This is a genomic window from Erwinia typographi, from assembly GCF_000773975.1.
GTDB lineage: Bacteria > Pseudomonadota > Gammaproteobacteria > Enterobacterales > Enterobacteriaceae > Erwinia > Erwinia typographi.
Genome location: NZ_JRUQ01000028.1, coordinates 74,094 through 96,458, shown reverse-complemented (window position 1 = coordinate 96,458; position 22,365 = coordinate 74,094). Strand labels below are relative to the sequence as shown.

At 55.3% G+C, this 22,365-nt stretch carries 21 protein-coding genes; 15 read left to right on the top strand and 6 right to left on the bottom strand.

Annotated features, from left to right (window positions below):
• Positions 1-41 precede the first annotated feature (41 nt).
• Together fklB and NG99_RS09400 are read left to right on the top strand one after the other, a co-directional pair.
• Positions 42-662, top strand: coding sequence for an FKBP-type peptidyl-prolyl cis-trans isomerase (gene fklB, locus NG99_RS09410; RefSeq protein WP_034891397.1), 621 nt, complete (start codon positions 42-44; stop codon positions 660-662).
• A gap of 501 nt (positions 663-1,163) precedes the next feature.
• Positions 1,164-1,409: a hypothetical protein gene (locus tag NG99_RS09400; RefSeq protein ID WP_034891393.1), complete on the top strand. Its 246-nt coding sequence runs from the start codon at positions 1,164-1,166 to the stop codon at positions 1,407-1,409.
• A 67-nt stretch (positions 1,410-1,476) separates the two neighbouring features.
• Here the strand turns inward: NG99_RS09400 and NG99_RS09395 are convergent, their stop codons facing one another.
• Entirely contained in the window at positions 1,477-3,417 is a 1,941-nt protein-coding gene (locus NG99_RS09395; protein ID WP_034891392.1) for a bifunctional 2',3'-cyclic-nucleotide 2'-phosphodiesterase/3'-nucleotidase, read from the bottom strand.
• A 335-nt stretch (positions 3,418-3,752) separates the two neighbouring features.
• On the opposite strand from NG99_RS09395, the gene cysQ reads away from it, so the two are divergent.
• On the top strand, positions 3,753-4,493 hold the full coding sequence (gene cysQ, locus NG99_RS09390) for a 3'(2'),5'-bisphosphate nucleotidase CysQ (RefSeq protein ID WP_034891391.1): 741 nt from the start codon (positions 3,753-3,755) through the stop codon (positions 4,491-4,493).
• 125 nt (positions 4,494-4,618) lie between these two features.
• On the opposite strand, the gene NG99_RS09385 is transcribed toward cysQ, so the two are convergent.
• Positions 4,619-5,176 (bottom strand): YtfJ family protein, encoded by a 558-nt coding sequence (locus tag NG99_RS09385; RefSeq protein ID WP_034891389.1) that lies wholly within the window; start codon positions 5,174-5,176, stop codon positions 4,619-4,621.
• 314 nt (positions 5,177-5,490) lie between these two features.
• Here NG99_RS09385 and NG99_RS09380 point away from each other — a divergent pair, with 314 nt between their 5' ends.
• Positions 5,491-5,697 carry a DUF1107 domain-containing protein gene (locus NG99_RS09380; protein ID WP_034891387.1) on the top strand — a complete coding sequence of 69 codons (207 nt, stop codon included), beginning with the start codon at positions 5,491-5,493 and terminating at the stop codon, positions 5,695-5,697.
• Between the two features lie 50 nt (positions 5,698-5,747).
• On the opposite strand, the gene NG99_RS09375 is transcribed toward NG99_RS09380, so the two are convergent.
• Entirely contained in the window at positions 5,748-7,076 is a 1,329-nt protein-coding gene (locus tag NG99_RS09375; protein ID WP_034891385.1) for a hemolysin family protein, read from the bottom strand.
• 538 nt (positions 7,077-7,614) lie between these two features.
• Here NG99_RS09375 and tamA point away from each other — a divergent pair.
• From tamA to NG99_RS09355, 3 genes are read left to right on the top strand one after another with little or no spacing between them, the layout of a single operon-like run.
• Positions 7,615-9,330 (top strand): autotransporter assembly complex protein TamA, encoded by a 1,716-nt coding sequence (tamA, locus tag NG99_RS09365; protein WP_157032600.1) that lies wholly within the window; start codon positions 7,615-7,617, stop codon positions 9,328-9,330.
• The gene (gene tamB, locus NG99_RS09360) at positions 9,327-13,100 is read left to right on the top strand and encodes an autotransporter assembly complex protein TamB (RefSeq protein WP_034891376.1); all 3,774 of its coding nucleotides are present in this window, start codon (positions 9,327-9,329) and stop codon (positions 13,098-13,100) included. Before tamA ends, tamB begins: the two co-directional genes overlap by 4 nt.
• A gap of 2 nt (positions 13,101-13,102) precedes the next feature.
• Positions 13,103-13,456 (top strand): gamma-glutamylcyclotransferase family protein, encoded by a 354-nt coding sequence (locus NG99_RS09355; protein WP_034891373.1) that lies wholly within the window; start codon positions 13,103-13,105, stop codon positions 13,454-13,456.
• Positions 13,457-13,515: 59 nt separating this feature from the next.
• Here the strand turns inward: NG99_RS09355 and ppa are convergent, their stop codons facing one another.
• Both ppa and fbp read right to left on the bottom strand, forming a co-directional pair.
• Entirely contained in the window at positions 13,516-14,046 is a 531-nt protein-coding gene (gene ppa / locus NG99_RS09350) for an inorganic diphosphatase (RefSeq protein ID WP_034891370.1), read from the bottom strand.
• A gap of 175 nt (positions 14,047-14,221) precedes the next feature.
• Entirely contained in the window at positions 14,222-15,220 is a 999-nt protein-coding gene (gene fbp / locus NG99_RS09345) for a class 1 fructose-bisphosphatase (protein ID WP_034891367.1), read from the bottom strand.
• A gap of 169 nt (positions 15,221-15,389) precedes the next feature.
• Here fbp and mpl point away from each other — a divergent pair, with 169 nt between their 5' ends.
• Complete coding sequence (gene mpl, locus NG99_RS09340) at positions 15,390-16,754, top strand: UDP-N-acetylmuramate:L-alanyl-gamma-D-glutamyl-meso-diaminopimelate ligase (RefSeq protein WP_034891365.1); 1,365 nt, start codon at positions 15,390-15,392, stop codon at positions 16,752-16,754.
• Between the two features lie 72 nt (positions 16,755-16,826).
• Here mpl and yjgA read toward each other — a convergent pair whose 3' ends face one another.
• On the bottom strand, positions 16,827-17,372 hold the full coding sequence (gene yjgA / locus NG99_RS09335) for a ribosome biogenesis factor YjgA (protein WP_034891362.1): 546 nt from the start codon (positions 17,370-17,372) through the stop codon (positions 16,827-16,829).
• Positions 17,373-17,539: 167 nt separating this feature from the next.
• On the opposite strand from yjgA, the gene pmbA reads away from it, so the two are divergent.
• The 7 genes from pmbA (at position 17,540) to NG99_RS09300 (ending at position 22,347) form a co-directional block, all read left to right on the top strand.
• Positions 17,540-18,880: a metalloprotease PmbA gene (gene pmbA, locus NG99_RS09330; RefSeq protein ID WP_034891359.1), complete on the top strand. Its 1,341-nt coding sequence runs from the start codon at positions 17,540-17,542 to the stop codon at positions 18,878-18,880.
• Between the two features lie 88 nt (positions 18,881-18,968).
• Positions 18,969-19,352, top strand: a complete 384-nt coding sequence (gene cybC / locus NG99_RS09325) for a cytochrome b562 (protein WP_034891356.1) — start codon at positions 18,969-18,971, stop codon at positions 19,350-19,352.
• Positions 19,353-19,785: 433 nt separating this feature from the next.
• Entirely contained in the window at positions 19,786-20,124 is a 339-nt protein-coding gene (locus tag NG99_RS09320; protein WP_034891353.1) for a glycine dehydrogenase, read from the top strand.
• A gap of 56 nt (positions 20,125-20,180) precedes the next feature.
• Entirely contained in the window at positions 20,181-20,543 is a 363-nt protein-coding gene (locus tag NG99_RS09315) for an SFCGS family glycine-rich protein (RefSeq protein WP_034891339.1), read from the top strand.
• 3 nt (positions 20,544-20,546) lie between these two features.
• Positions 20,547-20,843, top strand: a complete 297-nt coding sequence (locus NG99_RS09310) for a DUF4312 family protein (protein WP_034891336.1) — start codon at positions 20,547-20,549, stop codon at positions 20,841-20,843.
• A 69-nt stretch (positions 20,844-20,912) separates the two neighbouring features.
• Positions 20,913-21,689 carry a DUF4311 domain-containing protein gene (locus NG99_RS09305; RefSeq protein WP_034891333.1) on the top strand — a complete coding sequence of 259 codons (777 nt, stop codon included), beginning with the start codon at positions 20,913-20,915 and terminating at the stop codon, positions 21,687-21,689.
• 13 nt (positions 21,690-21,702) lie between these two features.
• Positions 21,703-22,347, top strand: a complete 645-nt coding sequence (locus NG99_RS09300; protein WP_034891585.1) for a DUF4310 family protein — start codon at positions 21,703-21,705, stop codon at positions 22,345-22,347.
• Positions 22,348-22,365: the final 18 nt, after the last annotated feature.

Below are 22,365 nucleotides of genomic sequence, written 5' to 3'. Positions count from 1 at the left end.
ATGCTTCGTCTTCGGTTTTATCAATGATGAAAGGAAAATCCATGACTACCCCTTCTTTTGACAGCGTAGAAGCGCAAGCAAGTTACGGTATCGGTTTACAGGTTGGCCAGCAGCTGCTGGAATCTGGACTGCAAGGTCTGCAGCCAGAAGCATTGCTGGCAGGCCTGCGCGATGCGCTGGAAGGGAATGCCCCGGCTGTACCTGTAGACGTCGTTCACCGCGCGCTGCGTGAAGTGCACGAGCGTGCTGATGCCGTTCGTCGTGAACGCCAGCAGGAAATGGCCGTTGAAGGTCAGAAATTCCTCGAAGAGAACGTTAAGCGTGAAGGCGTGAGCAGCACCGAGTCGGGCCTGCAATTCAGCGTGATGACTCAGGGCGAAGGCGCAATCCCCTCCCGTCAGGATCGCGTACGCGTGCATTATACCGGTAAACTGATCGACGGCAGCGTGTTCGACAGCTCGGTGCAGCGCGGTGAACCGGCAGAATTCCCGGTTAGCGGCGTGATTCCAGGCTGGATTGAAGCGCTGACCCTGATGCCGGTAGGCTCGAAGTGGGAGCTGGTTATCCCTCATGAGCTGGCCTACGGTGAGCGTGGCGCAGGGGCTTCCATCCCTCCGTTCAGCACCCTGGTGTTTGAAGTTGAGCTGCTGGAAATTCTGTAAAATCTGTTAACTGGCAGGGTACAGCACTTTGCCAGTCTGCTCGTCTGGTAATGTGATTCATCATTGTATTACGTATGCTGTATCACATTACTAACTGAATAATCTTTTACTCAATAAGTCATTCATCTCTTATTAATATGAATCACGTTTAAAACCTCCTCCTGATTATTGCTATTTTCTGTCTGGCTTATTCAGGTTGTTGTCGTGACTTTTTCTTTATTTTCTTTCTTTATAAATTATTGCGTTGGTGCCACGCATACGCCTGGTCTTCAGATTCTCCTGTCGATGGATGTTATTGCGATGAGGATGTTATTTATAATTATTCCATCTGAAGTGATCTTTGTGAATTTTTTATTTATGCTGCTGTGGAAGGGTGATAATAAATAAAGTATTTTTTTGGATTTTTTGTTATTATAAAATTATTGACTTGAATTGTTTCATAAACGTAATATGTTTTTACCTCAATGAATGAGGGAGATTAATTACACACAAGGAAATATTATGCGTATATTAAACAGCAATGAAATTCAGCACGTATCTGGTGGCCTGGTCTTTGATAAAATTGGCGAAAAAATTGGCCAGATTATCGGTGGCGCAGTGAGTGCAAATGTGGCCGGTGCGGCTGGTCAACTCGGCAAAGGTATTGGGTCGATTTTTGAGTTAAATATTTCAGGGGCCATTTCTAACATCTCTGCTGGCATTCACGGCATTGTTGACTGGTTCAGAGAGGGGAAAACCGCAGAATAAGTGGAAAAAACAGAATTACCTATGCTGTTCGCCAGCCACATCAATTAATGTGGCTGGCTTTTCTGCCTTATTTTTGCAGGTTCAACTGATAAACGGCGAAGCCTATATCATCAGTCCCCACCTTATGCAGCGGATAGCGCGCATACTGGGTGATAAATGCGGCGGCTTTCTCCGTGGGGGATGTTTCAAAGCGAATATCCAGCGGCGTGGCGCTTTCAACAGGCGCCAGCCTCCAGTTATTATCCGCCTGCGGCTTCACTTCTCCCTGAGCTTTAGTCTGCGCACTGATATAGGCGGCGAGCACAGAGCGGTTTTCGTCCGGTGAAGCAAAAGCAACATGGCTCTCTCCGGTTCCGGCGAACTTGCCGCCATAGGCACGGTAGTTGTTGGTGGCGATGAGGAACGTTGCCTGCGGATCGATGGCTTTGCCGTTAAACGTCAGATTTTTAATGCGCGAAGCGCCCTCATTGACTGACTGGCATTCTGCATCGTAGCGGGCAGGCTGAGTCACGTCGATCTGATATTTTACGCCGTCAATCACGTCAAAATTGTAGGTGCGAAAATCCCAGTTGATCAGCGACTGCGGCTTGCTGCTGTGCGGATCGATCTGATTAAACTGCCCGGCGGAGCATTCAAGCCACTCCTTCACCTCTTTGCCGCTCACCTTCATCACTACCAGCGTGTTGGGATAAAGATAAAGATCGGCCGCATTGCGGAACGTCAGTTGACCTTTCTCAACCTCCACATAGCTCGCCGGGTCGTTTTTCCGTCCGCCAGCCTTGAACGGCGCAGCGGCCGTCAGTACCGGCAGATTCGCGAGATCCGGGTCGCCCTGAATGTAGCGCTGCACGTAGTCGCGCTGGGCGTTATTAACAATCTGCACGGTTGGGTCGTCCTGCACCAGCGACAGGTAGCTGTACATCACGTCCGCCGATTTGCCGATCGGTTTGCTGACAAACTCGCGGGTGGCATCGTGATCGTGTTTCATGACTTTCACCAGATCGGGGTCTTCAGCCGCCAGCGACTTCTTCGCCGCTTTGTCGTAAATCGGTCGCGCTTGCGCTTTGGCGCTGGTGACCTGCCAGTGCCCCTGCTGATTATCCAGCACCAGGTCAACGACGCCGAGGTGATCGCCCCACATGCCTGGCATGACTGCCGGAATGCCGTTCAGCGTTCCCTGATTGATGTCAGCGCCTTTGATGCCGGCAAAATCCTTGCTGGGGAAGACGGCATGGGCGTGACCAAACAGGATCGCATCAATGCCCGGCACCTGGCTCAGGTAGTAGACTGAATTTTCCGCCATCGTTTTGTAGGGATCGCCAGAGAGGCCGGAATGGGGGATTGCCACCACTAAATCAGCCCCGGCCTTGCGCATCTCCGGCACCCATTTACGGGCGGTCTCAGTAATATCGTTAACCGTTACCTTGCCGGTCAGATTGGTTTTATCCCACACCATGATTTGCGGAGGGACAAAGCCGATATAGCCGACTTTAAGCGGGTGTTTATTGCCTTCGCGGTCAGTGACTTCAACGGTCTTCATCAGCCAGGGCGTGAAGAGCGGCTGCCCGGTTTTTACGTCGATGATATTGGCATTGATATAGGGAAAACGCGCGCCGCTGATGGCCTTATGCAGGTAATCAAGGCCGTAGTTAAACTCATGGTTTCCAAGGTTACCGACCGAATAATCCAGCGTATTCATGGCCTTATAAACCGGATGCAGCTCACCCTGCTGCAACCCTTTCGCCGCCATATAATCGCCGAGCGGGCTTCCCTGGATAATATCGCCATTATCGACCAGCACGCTGTTGGTGGCTTCTTTACGGGCCGCTTCAATCAGCGTTGCCGTACGCACCAGGCCAAATTTTTCGCTGGGGGTATCTTTGTAATAATCAAAGTCCATTATATTGCTATGCAAATCAGTGGTTTCCAGCAGGCGAAAATCCACCGTAGCCGCATTCAGGGACACCGAAATCAGCAGGGCGGCGAGGGTAAAAACGGGCCTAATCATCATTTCTCCTTAAATTTTGATGCTGTCGCCCCCTAACATCTCAAACTTTTATGAAAGAGTTACCTTCTGTCTCATATAAATGTGATCAGACACAAATATTTACCTCTTGGGGCGGCGAAGAAAAAACCGCGGGTTACGCAGCGTAAAATGGATTATGCTGTTGATAATTAAGGTCAACCATCCCGGTTCGTCGGCGCAGTCCGGCCCGACCGCGCTGTCCGCCGACAGGCGGATAAAATCAACTGCTATGATCAGTAGAGGTTTTCAGCTGTGGAAAGCGTGGCGTGTGCCCGTCGGCAGGAGCCGGCATCAAGATGCTACTCAAGAGGTGGAAAATGTTAGACGAAATTTGCCAGCTGGCGCGGAAAGCGGGCGATGTAATTATGGAGGTGTATGACGGACAGGCACCGATGGATGTGGCTCATAAGTCCGATGATTCACCAGTAACCGCAGCGGATATTGCCGCGCACAAAGTGATCCTTCAGGGGCTGTCCGGACTCTCTCCCGACATCCCGGTGCTGTCGGAAGAAGATCCGCCGGATTGGGAGGCGCGCCAGCACTGGCAGCGCTACTGGCTGGTCGATCCCCTCGACGGTACGAAAGAGTTTATTAAGCGAAACGGCGAGTTCACCGTCAATATCGCGCTGATCGATAACGGTAAGCCGGTGCTGGGCGTGGTCTATGCGCCGGTGCTGAACGTGATGTACTCGGCAGCCGAAGGGAAGGCGTGGAAAGAAGAGGGCGGCCACCGCGTGCAGATTCATGTGCGGGAAGCCCGTCCGCCGCTGGTGGTCGTCAGTCGTTCCCATGCGGATACCGAGCTGGAAGATTACCTGAGCCAGCTGGGCGAGCATCAGACGACGGCGATAGGCTCCTCGCTGAAGTTCTGCCTGGTCGCCGAGGGGAAAGCGCAGCTCTATCCTCGCTTCGGGCCTACCAATATCTGGGATACCGGCGCCGGGCACGCCGTCGCTATCGCCGCAGGTGCCCATGTCCATGACTGGCAGGGCAGAACGTTGGATTACGCGCCGCGAGAATCTTTCCTCAATCCGGGCTTCCGCGTGTCGATCTTCTGATTGCGGGGAAGGTTGTCGACAGCTTTTGCCCGTTTGCTCAGATAGCAAAGTCAGGAAGAGTGGGTATTTGGTATTTTGCCGATCGGCCTGCTCTTCCTTGCCCTTCAGATAGTCAGAAAGCCACCTTACTCCAGCAGCTTGTGAACCAGCGCGATCACCTGCTTCACCTCATCCTGCGTTAGCGCGCCATCTTTGGCGAAGCGCACCTTACCCTGTTTATCCAGTACCACTATCGCTGAGCCCCCGTCCTCCAACTGCCAGGCTTTTTTTGCTACGCCATTGCTGTCCACAATGAACTGCGACCACGGAAACGCGGTCTTATTATTTCTGATGCTGCTTTGGACGAACATGCCGGTGCCGGGGATGGCGTCATCCGTATTAACCACGGTGGTAGTCTGGTAGCGGTCATGTGGGAATTTTTCCGCCTTGATCGCTTCAATCAGCGCGGCGTTTTTCTCCTTCGAGGAAGAGCGCCCGGCGATATGCTGAATGACTCGTACTTTGCCCGGCAGCCTGGCGGTATTCCAGCTTTGATAGCTGAACTTATCCTGCTGCAAAATCAGTTCCCCCTTATCGGAGATGCCGACCGGGGGGACGCGCTGTCCTTCCGTAAAGCCGTGCGCGCCAGCAAAAAGGGGGAGGGAAAGCGCCAGCAGCGCGAAAATAAAGCGAACGGTATTCATGGACGCGTCCTTTTGATGTGATCCGACCAGTTAGTCATGTTCCTGCAATAATAAGCGCAGATGATGCTGTTGTCGCCTTGAACTAACATCTTTGCAACACACTGCACAATTCCTTTTCAATTGAAGGTTTATACTGTACCGATACGGTCAGGGGACAGAGACTACTGTCATGATGTGTAAAAACAGTAAAATAATTCAATTTTAGGACTTCAGGAAGGCGATGTTGATCTATAGTGAATCCACTTTGCGCTGCAAGGATTCGTACCGAGATTGGACACGACGCAGCGCACATCATTTTCAGGAGTATTTCCAGCATGAAGATCTTTCAGCGATACAACCCGCTGCAGGTGGCCAAATACGTTAAGACCCTGTTCCGGGGCAGGCTGTACATTAAAGACGTCGGCGCTTTCGAATTCGATAAAGGTAAGATTTTGATCCCACGCGTTAAAGATAAGCAGCACTATAGCGTGATGTCAGAAGTGAACCGACAGGTACTGCGTTTGCAGACTGAACTTAACTAAAAAAATAAGGCGCGAATTCTCGCGCCTTTTCGTTTTCCTGCCCGTCGCCACTACTCTTCAGAAACATTCGCCAAAACGGACGCCGCCGTCCCAGGGCGGGCGTCAATGCGCGTCACCAGCAGCTGGTCGATGCGGTAGCTGTCAATATCGACCACCTCAAACTTATAGCCGTGGAACTTAACGAAATCAGTCCGTTTCGGGATTTTACGCAGCATAAACATCATAAAGCCGCCGATGGTTTCGTAGTTGCCGGACTGCGGGAACTCGTCGATATGCAGCACGCGCATCACGTCATCGATCGGCGTACCACCCTCAACCAGCCATGAGTTCTCATCGCGGGCGACAATCTGCTCCTCCATACCCTGGCCTACCAGGTCTCCCATCAGCGTGGTCATCACGTCGTTAAGGGTGATGATCCCCACCACCAGCGCGTATTCGTTCATGATTACCGCAAAGTCTTCACCGGCGGTTTTAAAGCTCTCCAGCGCCTCTGACAGCGTCAGGGTATCGGGCACGATCAGCGCTGAGCGAATCTGCACGCCGCTGTTCAGCGCCATGCTTTGGTGCCCCAGCACCCGCAGCAGCAGCTCTTTAGAATCGACGTAGCCGACGATATGGTCGATATCTTCATTACACACCAGGAACTTGGAGTGCGGATGGTTGGCGATTTTTTCCTTCAGGCTCTCTTCGTCTTCATGCAGGTCAAACCAGACCACGTTCTCGCGCGAGGTCATCGACGAGGGAACGGTACGCGATTCCAGCTCAAAAACGTTTTCAATCAGCTCGTGCTCCTGCTTACGCAGCACGCCAGCCAGCGCGCCAGCTTCGACCACCGCGTAAATATCATCGGAAGTGATGTCGTCTTTGCGTACCAGCGGGATTTTGAACAGGCGAAAAATGATGTTGGCTCCGCCGTTAAAGAACCACACCAGCGGGCGAAAAACAAACAGACACAGGCGCATCGGATTGATGATCTTCAGCGCGATAACCTCTGGCGCGATCATGCCGAGGCGCTTAGGGAACAGGTCGGCAAAAAGAATAAACAGGCTGGTGACTACGGTGAAGGAGCAGATAAAGCTCAGCTGTTCGGCCAGGCTCGGGTTGATAAAGCGCTCGAACAGAGAGCGAAAGGCCGGTGAAAAGGCCGAGTCGCCGACAATACCGCCTAAAATAGCCACGGCGTTGAGGCCGATTTGCACCACGGTAAAGAACATCCCCGGGGTTTCCTGCATCTTCAGCACGCGCTGCGCGTTGATGTTGCCGGTGTCAGCCAGCAGCTTCAGCTTAATTTTGCGGGCGGCAGCCAGCGAAATTTCTGAAAGAGAGAAAAATGAACTGATCGCAATCAGCAGTACGATGACCAGCAAGCTGTCTAACATAAAACATCCATAAAATGACTCGATTCAGTGGCTGTCAGGTGAAAGCGCCCGAAACCGGCCTTAAGTTAATAACCTGTCATTTTTGGCCTGGGCAGCGCATGAGGATCTGCGGACGTCCCGTCCCGGTATGGAAGCTCGGCTATCCGTGCCAAAAATGTCTGCACCTGGTCGGCAGGGTCGCCGGGGCAGAAGTCAGTCAGCAGGTCGCAACGGCACCTGCGCTGAGGATTATAGCCGTGGTGACCAATGCTTACAATTGCGGCGATAATCCCGATGAGATTAATCCGAGTCTGCCCGCTCATTGTACCCAGAAGTAACATTCGGTCATGATCCTGTGTTGTATCGTGTCGATACTTTGCACACAATATGTCAAAAAATTCGGTTCTACGTGGGAAAAGAGGTTCAGAAGCGGCAAAAACCTTGCCATGCTTATAAAATCCCGAGCCAGTGGATGAAATTCAGAAGTCGTTGTGCCCAGCTGGAATCAGGGCCGGCAACATAATCAGGAGTCAGCGTGCCACGAATTCATGTTTACTGCATGTTAGGTCTTTTAGCTGCTGCACCGATCGCTGAAGCGGCAACGGTGCGTTTACAGGTGACGGGGTTATCTGGGGAATTACAAAAAAATGTCCGCGCGCGTCTTTCAACCATCGGCAGCGATGAAGTTTCGGCCGATGGGCGTTTCCGCGCCCGCGTTAGCGAAGCGGTTAAAGAGGGACTGAAGGCGCTGGGTTATTACGAACCCACGATTGAGTTTGATCTCCAGCCGCCGCCAGCCGGCGGAAAAAGGCCGGTGCTGGTGGCGAAGGTGACCGCCGGAGAACCGGTAAAGCTGGCGGGGGAAACGGTGATTATTCGCGGCGAAGCCCGCAAGGATGAAGATTACCAGGCGCTGGTCAAAAGCGGCAAAGCGAAGGTCGGCGGCGTGCTGAACCACAGCGACTATGACGGCTTTAAAAGCTCTCTCAGCAATCTGGCGCTGCGTAAAGGCTATTTTGACGGTGATTACGCTAAAAGCCAGCTGGGCGTGTCGGTAGAGCGGCACGAGGCCTTCTGGGATATCGATTACGACAGCGGCCAGCGCTACCGCTTTGGCGACGTCACCTTTGAAGGCTCACAGATCCGCGAAGAGTATCTGCAAAACATGGTTCCGTTTAAAAAAGGCGATTATTACAGTTCGCGCGATCTGGCCGAGCTGAACCGTCGTTTGTCCGCCACCGGCTGGTATAATTCGGTGGTGGTGGCGCCAGAGTTTGATAAATCCCGAAAAAATAAAATCCTGCCGTTGCACGGCGTGGTTAGCCCACGAACTGAAAACACCATCGAAACCGGGGTTGGCTACTCTACCGACGTGGGGCCGCGCGTTAAAGCGACCTGGAAGAAACCCTGGGTCAACAGCTATGGTCATAGCCTGACGACCAGCGCCAACGTTTCCGCACCCGAACAGCAGCTGGATTTCAGCTACAAAATCCCCCTGCTGAAGAACCCTATCGAACAGTACTATCTGTTGCAGGGCGGCCTGAAACGAACCGACCTGAATGACACCAAGGCCGACTCCACCACGCTGGCTGCTTCCCGTTACTGGGAATCGTCTTCCGGCTGGCAGCGGGCGCTTAACCTCCGCTGGAGCCTTGACCACTTTACTCAGGGTAACGTCACCAACACGACGATGCTTATCTACCCGGGCGTCAGCGTTAACCGCACCCGCTCGCGCGGCGGGCTGATGCCAACCTGGGGGGACTCGCAGCGCTATTCGGTGGACGTCTCGGATACTATCTGGGGTTCGGATATCGACTTTACCGTGCTGCAAGCGCAGAACGTCTGGATTCGCACGCTGGCCGATAAGCACCGCTTTGTGGTGCGCGGCAACCTTGGCTGGATTGAAACCAACGACTTTGACAAAGTGCCGCCGGATCTGCGCTTCTTCGCCGGGGGCGATCGCAGTATTCGTGGCTACAAATACAAGGGCATCTCGCCGCGCGATGATGACGGCAAGTTAACCGGGGCTTCCAAGCTGGCAACCGGCTCGCTGGAGTATCAGTACAACGTTACAGGGAAATGGTGGGGAGCGGTCTTTATCGATTCCGGCGAGGCAGTGAACGACATTTCGCAAAGTGATTTTAAAACGGGCGCCGGTTTTGGCGTGCGCTGGCAGTCGCCGGTTGGGCCGATCAAGCTGGATATCGCCCGGCCGGTGGGTGATGACGAAAAACGTGACGTACAGTTTTATATCGGATTGGGGCCTGAACTATGAGTCGCTGGAAAAAGGTCCTTCTTGGCATCCTGATTTTCCTGCTGCTGCTGCTTGGCGGCATCGCATTTTTGATCGGCACCACAACGGGCCTGCATCTGCTGCTTAACGGCGCTTCGCGCTGGGTTCCCGGGCTGGAGATTAAGCAGGTGGACGGCGGCTGGCGCAATCTGACGCTGAAAGGCGTGCAGTATGAAATGCCCGGCGTCGCGGTTAACGCCGGTGAACTCCATCTTGCCGTGCAGCTTAGCTGCCTGAAAGACAGCGCCTTTTGCGTCAATGACCTGTCGCTGAAGGACGTTAACGTGGTGGTGGACAGTAAGAAAATGACCCCCGCCGCGCCAGCGCCGGTAGAGGAAGAACCCTCCTCCGGCGACCTCAGCACGCCTTATCCGATCTCGCTTCGCCAGCTGGCGTTGCACAACATCAATGTGAAGGTTGACGACACGGCGATCTCGCTGGCTGACTTTACCACGGGGATCAGCTGGCAGGGGCGCGCGATGACCCTCAGCCCGACGCATATTCAGGGGCTACTGGTCGCGCTGCCAAAAGCGGCAAAAGTGGCCAGCGAGCAGGCGGCCCAGCCAAAAGAGCCGCAGCCGAAAGTGGATGAACAGCCACTCGGCGAGCAGCTACAGGCGATGTTTGCCAAACCGCTGCTGCCAGAAATGCCTGAGGTTAAAATGCCGCTGGATGTGGATGTTCAGCAGATCCTCGGAGAGCAGCTGCGCATTACCGGTGACACCGAGATTGTCGTTGACCGTCTGCTGGTGAAAGCCAAAACCCAGGACAAGCTGCTGCATCTCGAAACGCTGGAAGTGGACTCGCCGCAGGGGCAGCTTAATGCCCAGGGCCAGGCCACGCTGTCGGACAACTGGCCGGTCAACTTCACGCTGAACAGCGCGCTCAACGTCGATCCGATCAAAGGTGAGAAGATCAAAATGACGGTGGCAGGCGGACTGCGCGAGCAGTTGAAGCTGGCGCTGAATCTCTCCGGCCCGGTTCGGGTGCAGATGGATGCCAGCGCCAGGCTGGCGGAAGCAGGTCTGCCGCTGTCGATGAACGTGCAGAGCGCTCAGCTGCGCTGGCCGCTTACCGGAGAGGTGCAGTATCAGGCGGATAACTTCAACTTCAGCTTTAACGGTAAGGCGACGGATTACGTGATGTCGCTGAAGACCGCGCTGAAGGGGCAGGGCATTCCACCCGCCACGCTGACGCTGGAAGGGAAAGGCAACGTCGAACAGTTCTCGCTCGACAGACTTCGCCTCGCCGCGCTGGAGGGCAATACTGACCTGACCGCGCTGGTGGACTGGAGCAACGCGATCAGCTGGCGCAGCGAGCTGACGCTTTCAGGCATCAACACCGCGAAGCAGTATCCCGACTGGCCTGCAAAGCTGGAGGGCAAAATCACCACGCGTGGAAGCCTGTACGGCGGCAGCTGGCAGATGCGCGTACCGGAGCTGAAGCTGCGCGGCAACGTGAAGCAGAATGCGGTAACCGCCGACGGCTCGCTCTACGGCAACAGCTATAACCAGTGGGATATTCCGGGGCTGAAGCTGGTGCTGGGGCGCAACGTGATCGATCTGAAAGGCTCGCTGGGCGACAAGCTGAACCTGGACGCCAATATTGACGCACAGCATCTGGATAATGCCCTGCCGGGGCTTGGTGGCGTGGCGAAAGGCGAGATCAAGGCGCGTGGCGATCTGAAAACCCCTCAGCTGCTGGCCGACCTGACCGCAACCGGTCTGCGCTGGCAGGCGCTGACCATTGGCCGCGTGGCGTTGAAAGGTGACGTCAGCTCCGGCGAGCAGATCCAGGGCAAGGTGGCTTTGCAGGTTGATCGGGTTAAGCAGGATGCGCTGAACATTTCGCAGCTGACGCTGGATGCCAGCGGCAGCGAAAAACAGCATCAGCTGAAGCTAAAGCTTTCCGGCGAGCCGGTTGCCGGTCAGCTGGCGCTGAGCGGCAGCTTCGACCGCGCGGAACAGCGCTGGAAAGGTTCGCTGAACAATACCCGTTTTGATACCCCGGTCGGCGAATGGCGTCTTACTCAGGCCATCGCGCTGGACTATCTCAACAGCAAACAGACGGTGAGTATTGGGCCGCACTGCTGGCAGAACCCGAACGCCGAGCTGTGCGTGCCGCAAACCATTGAGGCTGGCCCGGCGGGTCATGCGAAGGTGGCGCTCAAACGTTTCGATCTGGCGATGGTTAAACCGTTCCTCGGCGATGCCACCGCGCTCAGCGGCGTATTTAGCGGCGATGCCGACGTCAGCTGGACCGCAGACGGTGGACTGCCTCAGGGCCGCGTAGCGCTGAAGGGTAACGGCGTGAAGGTTGCGCAGGACGTTCAGGGCAACACGCTGCCCATCGCCTTTGATACGCTGAACCTTAACGCGGCAATGCGTAACGGCCGTGCCCAACTGGACTGGCTGATCCGCATCACCCATAACGGACAGCTTGATGGCAACGTGCAGATTGCCGATCCGCAGGGCAGGCGCACGCTGTCGGGCAACGTGAATATCACCAATCTGTCGCTGACGATGCTCAATCCTGCGTTGATGAAGGGTGAGAAGATTGCGGGGATGCTGAATACTAACCTGCGCCTGGGCGGCAGTTTGCAAAAACCGCAGGTATTTGGTCAGTTGGGCCTGAAGGATGTGGACGTTGAGGGCAGCTTTATGCCGGTTGACCTCACGTCCGCCAACCTCAGCATGGCGTTTAACGGCATGAGCTCAACGCTGGAAGGGTTGGTGAAAACCTCTAAAGGCCAGCTCACGCTGAACGGCGGCGCGGACTGGAGCGTGCTGGATGCCTGGCGCGCGCGGATTGCGGCGAAGGGCGATAAAATTCGCGTGACGGTGCCGCCAATGGTGCGGATGGACGTCTCGCCAGACCTGGTGTTTGAAGCCACGCCTGAGATGTTTAATCTTGACGGGCGCGTTGATATTCCGTGGGCGCGCATTAACGTGCAGGAAGTGCCGGAAAGCGCGGTGGGCGTCTCGTCTGATGAAGTCCTGCTGGATAAAGACCTGAAGCCGATTGCGCCGAAAAGCACCGCTATCCCGATCAACAGCAACCTGGTGATCCACGTCGGTGATGACGTACGGCTTAATGCCTTCGGCCTGAAAGCGAAGCTGAACGGCGACCTGAAGATGGTACAGGACCGGCGCGGGCTGGGCCTGAACGGACAGATTAACATTCCGTCCGGCCGCTTCCACGCCTATGGTCAGGACCTGATCGTCCGTAAAGGGGAGCTACAGTTCTCCGGTCCGGCTGACCAGCCTTATCTCAATATTGAGGCCATTCGTAACCCGGAAGCCACGGAAGATGACGTCACGGCCGGGGTCAGGGTGACCGGCCTCGCCGATGAGCCGAAAGTAGAGGTGTTCGCCGACCCGACAATGTCGCAGCAGGAAGCCTTGTCCTACCTCCTTCGCGGACAGGGGCTGGACGCGAGCGGCAGCGACAGCAGTGCAGTAACCTCAGCGTTAGTAGGATTGGGGCTTGCACAAAGTGGTCAGGTTGTGGGTAAAATCGGGGAGACCTTCGGCGTAAGTAACCTGGCCCTGGACACGGCAGGCGTCGGTGACAGCCAGCAGGTGCAGGTCAGCGGCTACGTACTGCCCGGTCTACAGGTAAAATACGGTGTTGGCATATTTGATTCACTGGCGACCTTAACCTTGCGTTATCGCCTGATGCCCAAACTCTATTTAGAAGCGGTGTCTGGTCTCGATCAGGCACTGGATTTGCTTTATCAGTTTGAGTTCTAGCAATGCGAATAATTGTTTACGGCAGCTTACGGCGCAAGCAAGGCAACAGTCACTGGATGACCAACGGGCAGTGGCTGGGCGATCACCAGATCGTCGGCTATGAGCTTTACAGTTTGGGTCTTTACCCCGGCGTCGTGTCGGGGAACGGGCGGGTGTATTGTGAGGTTTACCGCATCGATGCTTCCACCCTCGGTGAACTGGATGCGCTGAGAACCAAAGGCGGGGAGTACCGGCGTGAGCTGGTGCAAACCCCTTACGGCAGTGCCTGGCTCTACGTCTACCAGCGCTCCGTCGTTGGGAGAAAGCACATCGTCAGCGGCGACTGGCTGCTGCGCGATGCGCCTGAGCCCGGCTGAGGCGACGACAAATAAAAACACCGCTCATTGAGCGGTGTTTTTTTATCCACGGGGGAAAATTACTTCTTCGCGGCGCGTTCGAAAGAGGTCACGATTTCAGCTTTAGCCGCTTCTGCGTTGTCCCAGCCTTCCACTTTCACCCATTTGCCTTTTTCCAGCGCTTTATACTGCTCGAAGAAGTGAGTGATCTGCGCGCGCAGCAGTTCCGGCAGGTCGTTCACATCTTTAATGTGATCGTACTCTTTGCTCAGCTTGGTGTGCGGGACGGCAACCAGTTTGGCATCTTCGCCAGACTCATCGGTCATTTTCAGCACGCCAACCGGACGGCAACGAATCACCGAGCCTGGCTGTAATGGATACGGGGTTGGGACCAGCACGTCTACCGGGTCGCCGTCCAGAGACAGGGTGTGGTTGATGTAGCCGTAGTTGCACGGATAGAACATCGCGGTAGACATAAAGCGATCGACAAACAGGGTGCCAGAATCTTTATCCACTTCATATTTGATCGGATCGGCATTGGCCGGGATCTCGATAACAACGTAGATATCTTCTGGCAGATCTTTGCCCGCTGGAACCTGGTTCAAACTCATGGTCAATTCCTTTCTTCAGTCTTAATCAAGTGACGCTCATTATAGCCAACTGAATATGAAAGTATCCCCCCTTTTTGCCCTTTCGGAATGCTCCAGTACTGGACTGACGGTTATCCCTCAGGGCAATAAAAAGGGCGATCCTGAGATCGCCCTTTTTTCTGACAGACAGAGCGCCTTAAGCGTCCGGGAACTCGCGCAGGAAGCGTTCCTGATCGTTCACCATCTCGGTGTTGCCGACGAAGAACGGCGAGCGCTGGTGCAGCGTTTCCGGCGTCAGATCCAGGATACGATTCTGACCGTCGCTGGCTTTACCCCCCGCCTGCTCGGCAAGGAAGGCCATCGGGTTGCACTCGTACAGCAGGCGCAGCTTGCCCTGCGGGTGGCTGGCGGTGCTGGGGTACAGGTAGATGCCGCCCTTCAGCAGGTTGCGGTGGAAGTCCGCCACCAGCGAGCCGATATAGCGCGAGGTATATGGGCGATGGGTTGGCTGATCCTCTTCCTGACAGAACTTCAGGTACTTTTTCACGCCCTGAGGGAAACGGATGTAGTTTCCTTCGTTGATGGAGTAGGTATAGCCCTGCTCAGGGAAGGTCATTTTCTCCGCGCTGAGGCAGAACACGCCCAGTGACGGATCGTAGGTAAAGGCGTGAACGCCGCAGCCGGTGGTGTAAACCAGCATGGTGGAGGAGCCATAGACCACGTAACCGGCAGCCACCTGCTGATTACCCGGTTGGAGGAAATCTTCCTCAGTCACTGGCGTACCTGGCGGAGTGATGCGGCGGTAAATGGAGAAGATGGTGCCGACAGAGACGTTAACATCGATATTTGATGAGCCGTCCAGCGGGTCCATCAGCACCACGTATTTACCGTTTTCTACGCCTTCGAAGATCACGATTTCATCTTCTTCTTCAGACGCGATTCCGGCCACAATCCCGCGCGCTTTCAGGGCGGCTTTGAGCTTTTCATTGGCAAACAGATCGAGTTTCATCTGCTGTTCGCCCTGAATGTTCTCAACGCCGCTGGCGCCGAGAATATCCACCAGACCGGCTTTATTGATATCACGGTGAATGATTTTCGCGCCCAGTTTGATGGCTGAAATCAGCGCCGTCAGTTCACCTGTGGCGTGAGGAAAGTCATGTTGCTTTTCGACGATGAATTCGCCTAACGTTTTCATAACACTATCCCTGAATCTGCGGTTGAACAGCAGCCTGATTTTACAAACTGCCAACGTATGCGTACGCAGTTTAGCCGATTGAATACGAAAGAACATAGGGCAAATCCGTTTCTTCCTCGCGATGAGGGCGCTACACTGTGCGCCGGACTTTCCTGTTAACGGATCAATTATGCGTATTCACATCCTCGGTATCTGTGGCACTTTCATGGGTGGCCTGGCCATGCTGGCTCGCGCGTTAGGCCATGAGGTGACCGGCTCAGATGCTAACGTTTACCCGCCGATGAGCACGCTTCTGGAAAAGCAAGGCATTGATTTAATTCAGGGTTATGACGCTTCCCAGCTTGACCCTGCCCCCGATTTGGTGATCATCGGCAACGCGATGACGCGCGGCAATGCCTGCGTGGAAGCGGTGCTTGAACGCAACATTCCTTACCTCTCCGGCCCGCAGTGGCTACATGATTTTGTCCTGCGCGACCGCTGGGTGATCGCGGTGGCCGGAACCCATGGAAAAACCACCACGGCAGGGATGGCGGCATGGATTTTACAGTCATGCGGCCTTGAACCGGGGTTTGTTATCGGTGGCGTGCCCGGAAATTTCGACGTTTCGGCAACTTTAGGAAAAAGCCCATTCTTCGTCATTGAAGCGGATGAGTATGACTGCGCCTTTTTCGACAAACGCTCCAAGTTTGTGCACTACTGCCCGCGCACGTTGATCCTCAACAATCTGGAATTCGATCACGCCGATATCTTCGACGATCTGAAGGCGATCCAGCGTCAGTTCCACCATCTGGTCCGCATCGTGCCGGGCCAGGGCAAGATCCTGCTGCCTGAACAGGACACCAACATCAAGCAGGTGCTGTCGATGGGCTGCTGGAGTGAGCAGGAGAGCGTCGGTGAGTCCGGCCGCTGGCAGGCGAAAAAGCTGACGCCGGATGCCTCGCGCTGGGAGGTCTTGCTGGACGGCGAGCGCGTGACGGAAGTGAACTGGGCGCTGGTGGGCGAGCACAACATGCATAACGGCCTGATGGCGATCGCGGCCGCTCGCCACGTTGGCGTTAAACCGGAAGACGCAGGCCTGGCGCTGAATGACTTTATCAACGCCCGCCGCCGCCTGGAGCTGCGTGGTGAAGCCAACGGCATTAAGGTTTACGATGATTTCGCCCATCATCCTACCGCTATCCTGGCTACGATGACCGCGCTGCGCAGCAAGGTTGGCGGCACCGCCCGCATTCTTGCCGTGCTGGAGCCGCGTTCCAACACCATGAAAATGGGGATCAGTAAGAACGATCTGGCTCCCGCGCTGGCCCGTGCCGATGAAGTGTTCCTGTTCCAGCCGCACCATATTCCGTGGCAGGTTTCAGAAGTGGCGGAGGCCTGCGTGCAGCCCGCTCACTGGAGCGCCGATGTGGATGCGCTGGTGGAGATGATTGCCAAAACCGCGCAGCCGGGCGATACCATCCTGGTGATGAGCAACGGTGGGTTTGGTGGCATTCATCAGAAGCTGCTGGAGAGACTGGCGAAGTCATCCGGCTGAAGCCCTGGCGCGGAGATGTCGCGCCAGGATTCAGAAATCAAGAAGCAGGGCGGAAAACATCCCGCCCTGTTTTTATTGGGCTTCTGCAAGCTCGCGCAGATACTGGAAGATCTGGCGATAGGCTTTCGGCGGCTTGTTGGCGGCTTTCTCTTTTTGCGCATTGCGGATCATCGTGCGCAGCTGCTGGCGATCGGCGTCTGGATAGAGCGCGAGCACATCCGGTACGACATCATCGCCTTCGGCAACCAGGCGATCGCGTAGCACCTCCAGCTTATGGAACAGCGCAACCTGCTGGTTGTGACGGTTCTTCAGCTTGTCCAGCGCCTGCCGGATCGGTTCTTCATCACGCGAGCGCAGCAGCTTGCCGATCAGCTGCAACTGACGGCGTCGGCCCTCTTTCTTTATCTTTTGCGCCAGCTCAATTGCGGTACGCAGGTCTTCGTCCAGCGGGATTTTATCCAGCGAGTTTTTGCTCAGTTCCACCAGTTCGCCGCCGAGGCGCTTAAGCTCCTCGGCGTCACGTTTGATTTCACTTTTACTGACCCAGATAATCTCTTCATCTTCTTCTTCTTCGTTATCTGGTACATCATCGAGCCAGTCGTCGGGCTGTCTGGTCATGGGAGGCTCCGTAAAAAAGAGGCTAATGCTATCAGGAAACCCAGGCTACTGCGAAATTGTTCGCTGAGTCTGTTAGACTCAAATGAACCTTAATCCCTAAAGAGTCGGGAAATCTGGCGATGTTGACCCAGGCCAGAGCAGCCCTCTGTTAATTATATGGTAGGTCGATGAAATTACTTTCCCAAGTTGCAGAACAGCGTAAAACCCTCGAACAGGCGGTAGCAACAGCACTCGAACTGGCAAAAGCCGGCAGCGATGGGGCGGAAGTTGCGGTGACCAAAACCACCGGCATCAGCGTCAGTACCCGCTATGGCGAAGTGGAAAACGTAGAATTCAACAGCGATGGTGCGCTGGGCATCACCGTTTACCGTCAGAATCGCAAGGGCAGCGCCTCCTCTACCGATCTCAGTCCCGAAGCGATCGGGCGCACCGTGCAGGCGGCAATTGATATTGCTAAATATACCTCGGCCGATCCTTACGCTGGCGTTGCCGATCGCGAACTGCTGGCGTTCGACGCGCCGGATCTCGATCTTTATCACCCGACCGATCTCGATCCCGACAGGGCGATCGAGCTGGCCGCCCGCGCCGAGCAGGCCGCGCTGAAAGCCGACAAGCGGATTACCAATACCGAAGGCGGCAGCTTTAACAGCCATATCGGCATGAAAGTTTTTGGCAACAGCCACGGCATGATTCAGGGGTACTCCTCCAGCCGCCATTCGATCTCCAGCAGCGTGATTGCCGAAGCGAATGGCGATATGGAGCGCGATTATGCCTACACCCTTGGCCGGGCGATGGAAGACCTGAAATCCCCTGAGTGGGTGGGCGAAGAGTGCGCACGCCGCACGCTGTCCCGCCTTTCGCCGCGCAAGCTCTCTACCATGAAGGCACCGGTCATTTTTGCCGCGGAAGTGGCTACCGGGCTGTTTGGACATCTGGTTGGCGCTATTAGCGGCGGCAGCGTCTACCGCAAATCCACCTTCCTGCTGGATGCCATGGGCAAGCAGATCCTGCCGGAGTGGTTGACGATTCAGGAGCAGCCGCACCTGCTGAAGGGCCTGGCCTCCACGCCGTTTGACAGCGAAGGCATCCGCACCCAGCAGCGCGACATTATCAAAGACGGCGTGCTGCAAACCTGGCTGCTGACCAGCTATTCAGCCCGCAAGCTGGGTTTGCAAAGTACCGGCCACGCGGGCGGCATCCACAACTGGCGCATTGCTGGTCAGGGCGACAGCTTCGAACAGCTGCTGAAGAAAATGGGCACCGGACTGGTGGTCACCGAGCTGATGGGGCAGGGCGTGAGCGGCATTACCGGGGATTATTCACGCGGCGCGGCCGGGTTCTGGGTGGAGAACGGAGAAATTCAGTATCCGGTCAGCGAGATCACTATTGCCGGTAACCTCAAGGAGATGTGGCGCAATATGGTCACCGTCGGCAGCGACATTGAGCTGCGTAGCAACATCCAGTGCGGATCGGTCCTGCTGCCGGAAATGAAGATCGCCGGGCAGTAATTTCGTCATTTTTGCGTATTATTATGAGGTGGCCTTTTGGCCGCCTTTTTTTGTCGTGCTTTTCTAAATAAAAAGAAGGAATTGAGCGATGCGTAAAGCCTTACTTGCTGTATTAACAACGACCTTACTGTTTTCCAGCGTGTCAGCGATGGCCAGCCTGGACGATGATATGGACATCCTGAAAGGGGGGCTGCGAACCGTCACTAAGACCGACGATGTAGCCGAGTTTAAAAAAGCGCTGACCGATATGCGCGGTGCGGCAGAAGATGCCAAAACGCAGACTCCGGATAAGCTGAAAGGCCAGCCTTCAGACAGCCCGGAAATGAAAGACTATCACGCCGGGCTGGACAAGCTGATTGGGCAGATTGACAGCAGCATGAAGCTGGCTGACGCTGGCGATTTGGCCGGTGCGAAGGCGGAAGCGAAGAAATTCGCCGACACCCGCGACGAAAACCACAAAAAGTTTCGTTAATTTCCCGGGCTCCCTGGAGCCCATTTATTAATTATGTTAAGAGCCGATGTAACCTGGTTTGTAAAAACGTTTCTTCGCCGATGTTTAAAGGGCTGCGAAGCCGCCCGCTGCTGTTGCCATTGGCGATAATTCCTCCTTAAATAAGTTTTTCCTATATTACGCTGACGCCCTCAGGCACTTTTTTCTGCAAATTTCTCCTTATCATGCATAGAGTTAGCGATGCACGTCATCAATCTGTGATGTTTCTCTCATTTCTCCCTATTTAATGCACGAAATAACGATTTTGTGGTCCAGGCCACACCCTTCGGCGCTATTTCCACTTCGAAGTGGAAAAAGTCGGTCTACACAGCAAGGGCACGGAGGGCTAATTTATTTTCAACGCGAAAAAACCGAGTTTCAGGCCTGAGCCGAAACGGAACATGAGGAGCGCAGTGTGAATAATGGAGCGGTATCAGTGAATACGGCTGACGGTGAGCAGGCGATTCAAGCGCTGGCAGACAAAGTGATGGCGCAGATTGCCGGGCTCTTCTCTGCTAAGGCGATTGTCCCTAACGCGGTGCAGCAGCAGATGCTGACCTCGCATGTGAAAGCAATGGCACTGCGCTCACTGACCGGAGAGCCGCTGCCCGAGGTGGAAGAGGAGCTGTTTGAAGATATCTCCCCTGAGTCTATGGCGCTGGCGCAGCAGGTGGTGGATCTGTTCGGCAATCTGCCGAGAGAAGAAGCCTGGCTGCTCTCTGTCCACTTTGAAGTGGCGAAAGAAAACGCATAAATCGTCCGGGCTGACGCTGTCGGCCCGGCAGAAACCTAAAAATTAAGGAACACACCATGTCACAAGTCATCGTAGTAATCGGCGATCGTTTAGGGAAAGGCCAGAAAGTCGCGGCTGGCGTTGAGAAAGCGGGCGGTAAGGCCATTGTGGTACCGGGCGTTGCGGCTGACATGAAGCTGGGCGACGTGATGAAGGCTGAAAATGCGTCCTTCGGTATCTCCTTCTGCGGCAGCGGCGGCGCGGGTGCGATCACCGCTCAGAACAAACACGGCTACAAGGCCAAGTATGGTATGCGCTCTATTGATGAGGGCGTGACGGCCATCGGTGAGGGCGCCACCGCGCTGGGCTTCGGCTTTATGGATAAAGAAGAGCTGGGTGAGCGTCTGGTGCAGGCGTGGACCAAGAAGCACGGCGGCTGACCGATGAAGGAAAACTTCACCACCACGGTGAACGTCAGCGGCAAAGGCGACAGCAAAGAAAGAGCCTTTGCCGATGCGTTGAGCCGGGTACAGAACACGGTCCTGAAAGCGACCAACAAAGTTCTGCTGCGGATTGAACCCCAGGATGTCAGGGTGGTTCAGGCCCGGGAGAGCGTCAGGAAGGAGAAATTTCTGTTTTTCTTCCTGGCAAGAGAGCGGCGGAGTTACAGCGTAGAGCTGGATATTACCGTCAACGTAACGGTGATTGACACTGACAAGGTCAACTTCGTTACGCAATAAAGCACTGCCTGTAAGGGCAGCAATAACCATGACTTAAAAACGTTGGCGTAAGCCTGAAAGGAAAGACTGATGTTTTTAATTATTCTCTTTAAGTCGCTAATCATCGGCGGTCTTGTTGGTGTGGGCGTTGGCGCTGGCGCGGCACGTATGTTCCACGCGCCGACAACGCAGGGGATGGGGGCGTTTCGTACGCTGGGTGAACTGAACTCCTGTGAAGGCGATCCTGCCTCTCACTTCTCTTTCGGCCTCGGCTTCTTCTTCAACGCCTGGGCTTCCTCAGTGGCAGCCGGTTCCTTCACCCAGGACGTTGACCACCGCATCATTCCTCACTGGGGCGCGGCGGCACTGATGGTGAAAAACCGTAACCTGGCTGAAACCCTGCACAATCCGAAAAAAATGGCGATCGCCTGCGGCATCATCGGCATGATCGTCGTCGCCTTCCTTAACTCAACCGCTTCGGCCGTACCGGCTGCGCTCCAGGTGACCGCGATTAAAGTACTGGTGCCTGCGGCTAACCTGCTGGTGAACACCGTTATGCCGGTGATTTTCTGGCTGGCTGCTATCGACGCCGGGAAAAAATCGGGCTTCTGGGCGACCATTTTCGGCGGCCTCGCGCAGATGATCATGGGCAACGCCGTACCGGGACTGGTACTGGGTATCCTGATCGGTAAAGGCGTCGAGGAGAGCGGCTGGAACAAAGTCACCAAAATTATGATGGCTACCATTGTGCTGCTGTTCGTGCTGAGCGGGTTCTTCCGCGGCTTTGATATGAAAATGCTGCAATCCTTCCAGCTGGGCGTGCCGGGCTGGCTGGAGATGATCCACAACTCCCTGAGCGGTAAATAAGAGGACCATGATGATGGAAGATTCAAAAAGCGGTTTCTGGTATGCCGACTGGTCCTTTCCGATCTTTGTCGGGTTGCTCTCTGCCGGGGTGTTTGCGGGAACGCACATGTACTACACCTATGGCCTTGGGGCGTTTAACGAAGTGGCCTTTGTCTCGATGCTGCGTTCCGGGATGGAAACCGGCGTCTACGGCGCGGTAGCCGCGTTTGGCGCCAGCTTCCTGTTCGCCCGCATTATCGAAGGTTCGCTGGTGGGGATTCTGGATATCGGCGGGGCAATTCAGACCGGCATCGGCCTGGGCGTTCCAGCCCTGCTGCTGGGCGCGGGCATTGTCTACCCGGTGGCGAACTTTGCCGCCTCGCTGGTCACGGGGCTGATTATCGGCGTGGCCATTGGCTACGTCATTATTCTGGCGCGTAAGTTCACCATCAACAACAGCGACTCCACCTACGGTGCCGACGTCATGATGGGCGCGGGTAACTCCTCTGGCCGCTTCCTTGGCCCGCTGATTATCCTCTCTGCGATGACGGCCTCCATTCCAATTGGTCTGGGTTCGCTGGTGGGCGCGCTGTTGTTCTATCTCTGGAATAAGCCGATTACCGGCGGCGCGATCCTTGGCGCCATGCTGCTGGGTGCTATTTTCCCGGTCGCTCTCTGAAGTAACGGCGGCTTGCCC

Excerpts from the sequence above, each read along its gene's own strand:
- fklB (WP_034891397.1), top strand. The coding sequence starts at position 42 with ATGACTACCCCTTCTTTTGACAGCGTAGAAGCGCAAGCAAGTTACGGT.
- NG99_RS09400 (WP_034891393.1), top strand. The coding sequence starts at position 1,164 with ATGCGTATATTAAACAGCAATGAAATTCAGCACGTATCTGGTGGCCTG.
- NG99_RS09395 (WP_034891392.1), bottom strand. The coding sequence starts at position 3,417 with ATGATTAGGCCCGTTTTTACCCTCGCCGCCCTGCTGATTTCGGTGTCC.
- cysQ (WP_034891391.1), top strand. The coding sequence starts at position 3,753 with ATGTTAGACGAAATTTGCCAGCTGGCGCGGAAAGCGGGCGATGTAATT.
- NG99_RS09385 (WP_034891389.1), bottom strand. The coding sequence starts at position 5,176 with ATGAATACCGTTCGCTTTATTTTCGCGCTGCTGGCGCTTTCCCTCCCC.
- NG99_RS09380 (WP_034891387.1), top strand. The coding sequence starts at position 5,491 with ATGAAGATCTTTCAGCGATACAACCCGCTGCAGGTGGCCAAATACGTT.
- NG99_RS09375 (WP_034891385.1), bottom strand. The coding sequence starts at position 7,076 with ATGTTAGACAGCTTGCTGGTCATCGTACTGCTGATTGCGATCAGTTCA.
- tamA (WP_157032600.1), top strand. The coding sequence starts at position 7,615 with ATGTTAGGTCTTTTAGCTGCTGCACCGATCGCTGAAGCGGCAACGGTG.
- tamB (WP_034891376.1), top strand. The coding sequence starts at position 9,327 with ATGAGTCGCTGGAAAAAGGTCCTTCTTGGCATCCTGATTTTCCTGCTG.
- NG99_RS09355 (WP_034891373.1), top strand. The coding sequence starts at position 13,103 with ATGCGAATAATTGTTTACGGCAGCTTACGGCGCAAGCAAGGCAACAGT.
- ppa (WP_034891370.1), bottom strand. The coding sequence starts at position 14,046 with ATGAGTTTGAACCAGGTTCCAGCGGGCAAAGATCTGCCAGAAGATATC.
- fbp (WP_034891367.1), bottom strand. The coding sequence starts at position 15,220 with ATGAAAACGTTAGGCGAATTCATCGTCGAAAAGCAACATGACTTTCCT.
- mpl (WP_034891365.1), top strand. The coding sequence starts at position 15,390 with ATGCGTATTCACATCCTCGGTATCTGTGGCACTTTCATGGGTGGCCTG.
- yjgA (WP_034891362.1), bottom strand. The coding sequence starts at position 17,372 with ATGACCAGACAGCCCGACGACTGGCTCGATGATGTACCAGATAACGAA.
- pmbA (WP_034891359.1), top strand. The coding sequence starts at position 17,540 with ATGAAATTACTTTCCCAAGTTGCAGAACAGCGTAAAACCCTCGAACAG.
- cybC (WP_034891356.1), top strand. The coding sequence starts at position 18,969 with ATGCGTAAAGCCTTACTTGCTGTATTAACAACGACCTTACTGTTTTCC.
- NG99_RS09315 (WP_034891339.1), top strand. The coding sequence starts at position 20,181 with ATGTCACAAGTCATCGTAGTAATCGGCGATCGTTTAGGGAAAGGCCAG.
- NG99_RS09310 (WP_034891336.1), top strand. The coding sequence starts at position 20,547 with ATGAAGGAAAACTTCACCACCACGGTGAACGTCAGCGGCAAAGGCGAC.
- NG99_RS09305 (WP_034891333.1), top strand. The coding sequence starts at position 20,913 with ATGTTTTTAATTATTCTCTTTAAGTCGCTAATCATCGGCGGTCTTGTT.
- NG99_RS09300 (WP_034891585.1), top strand. The coding sequence starts at position 21,703 with ATGGAAGATTCAAAAAGCGGTTTCTGGTATGCCGACTGGTCCTTTCCG.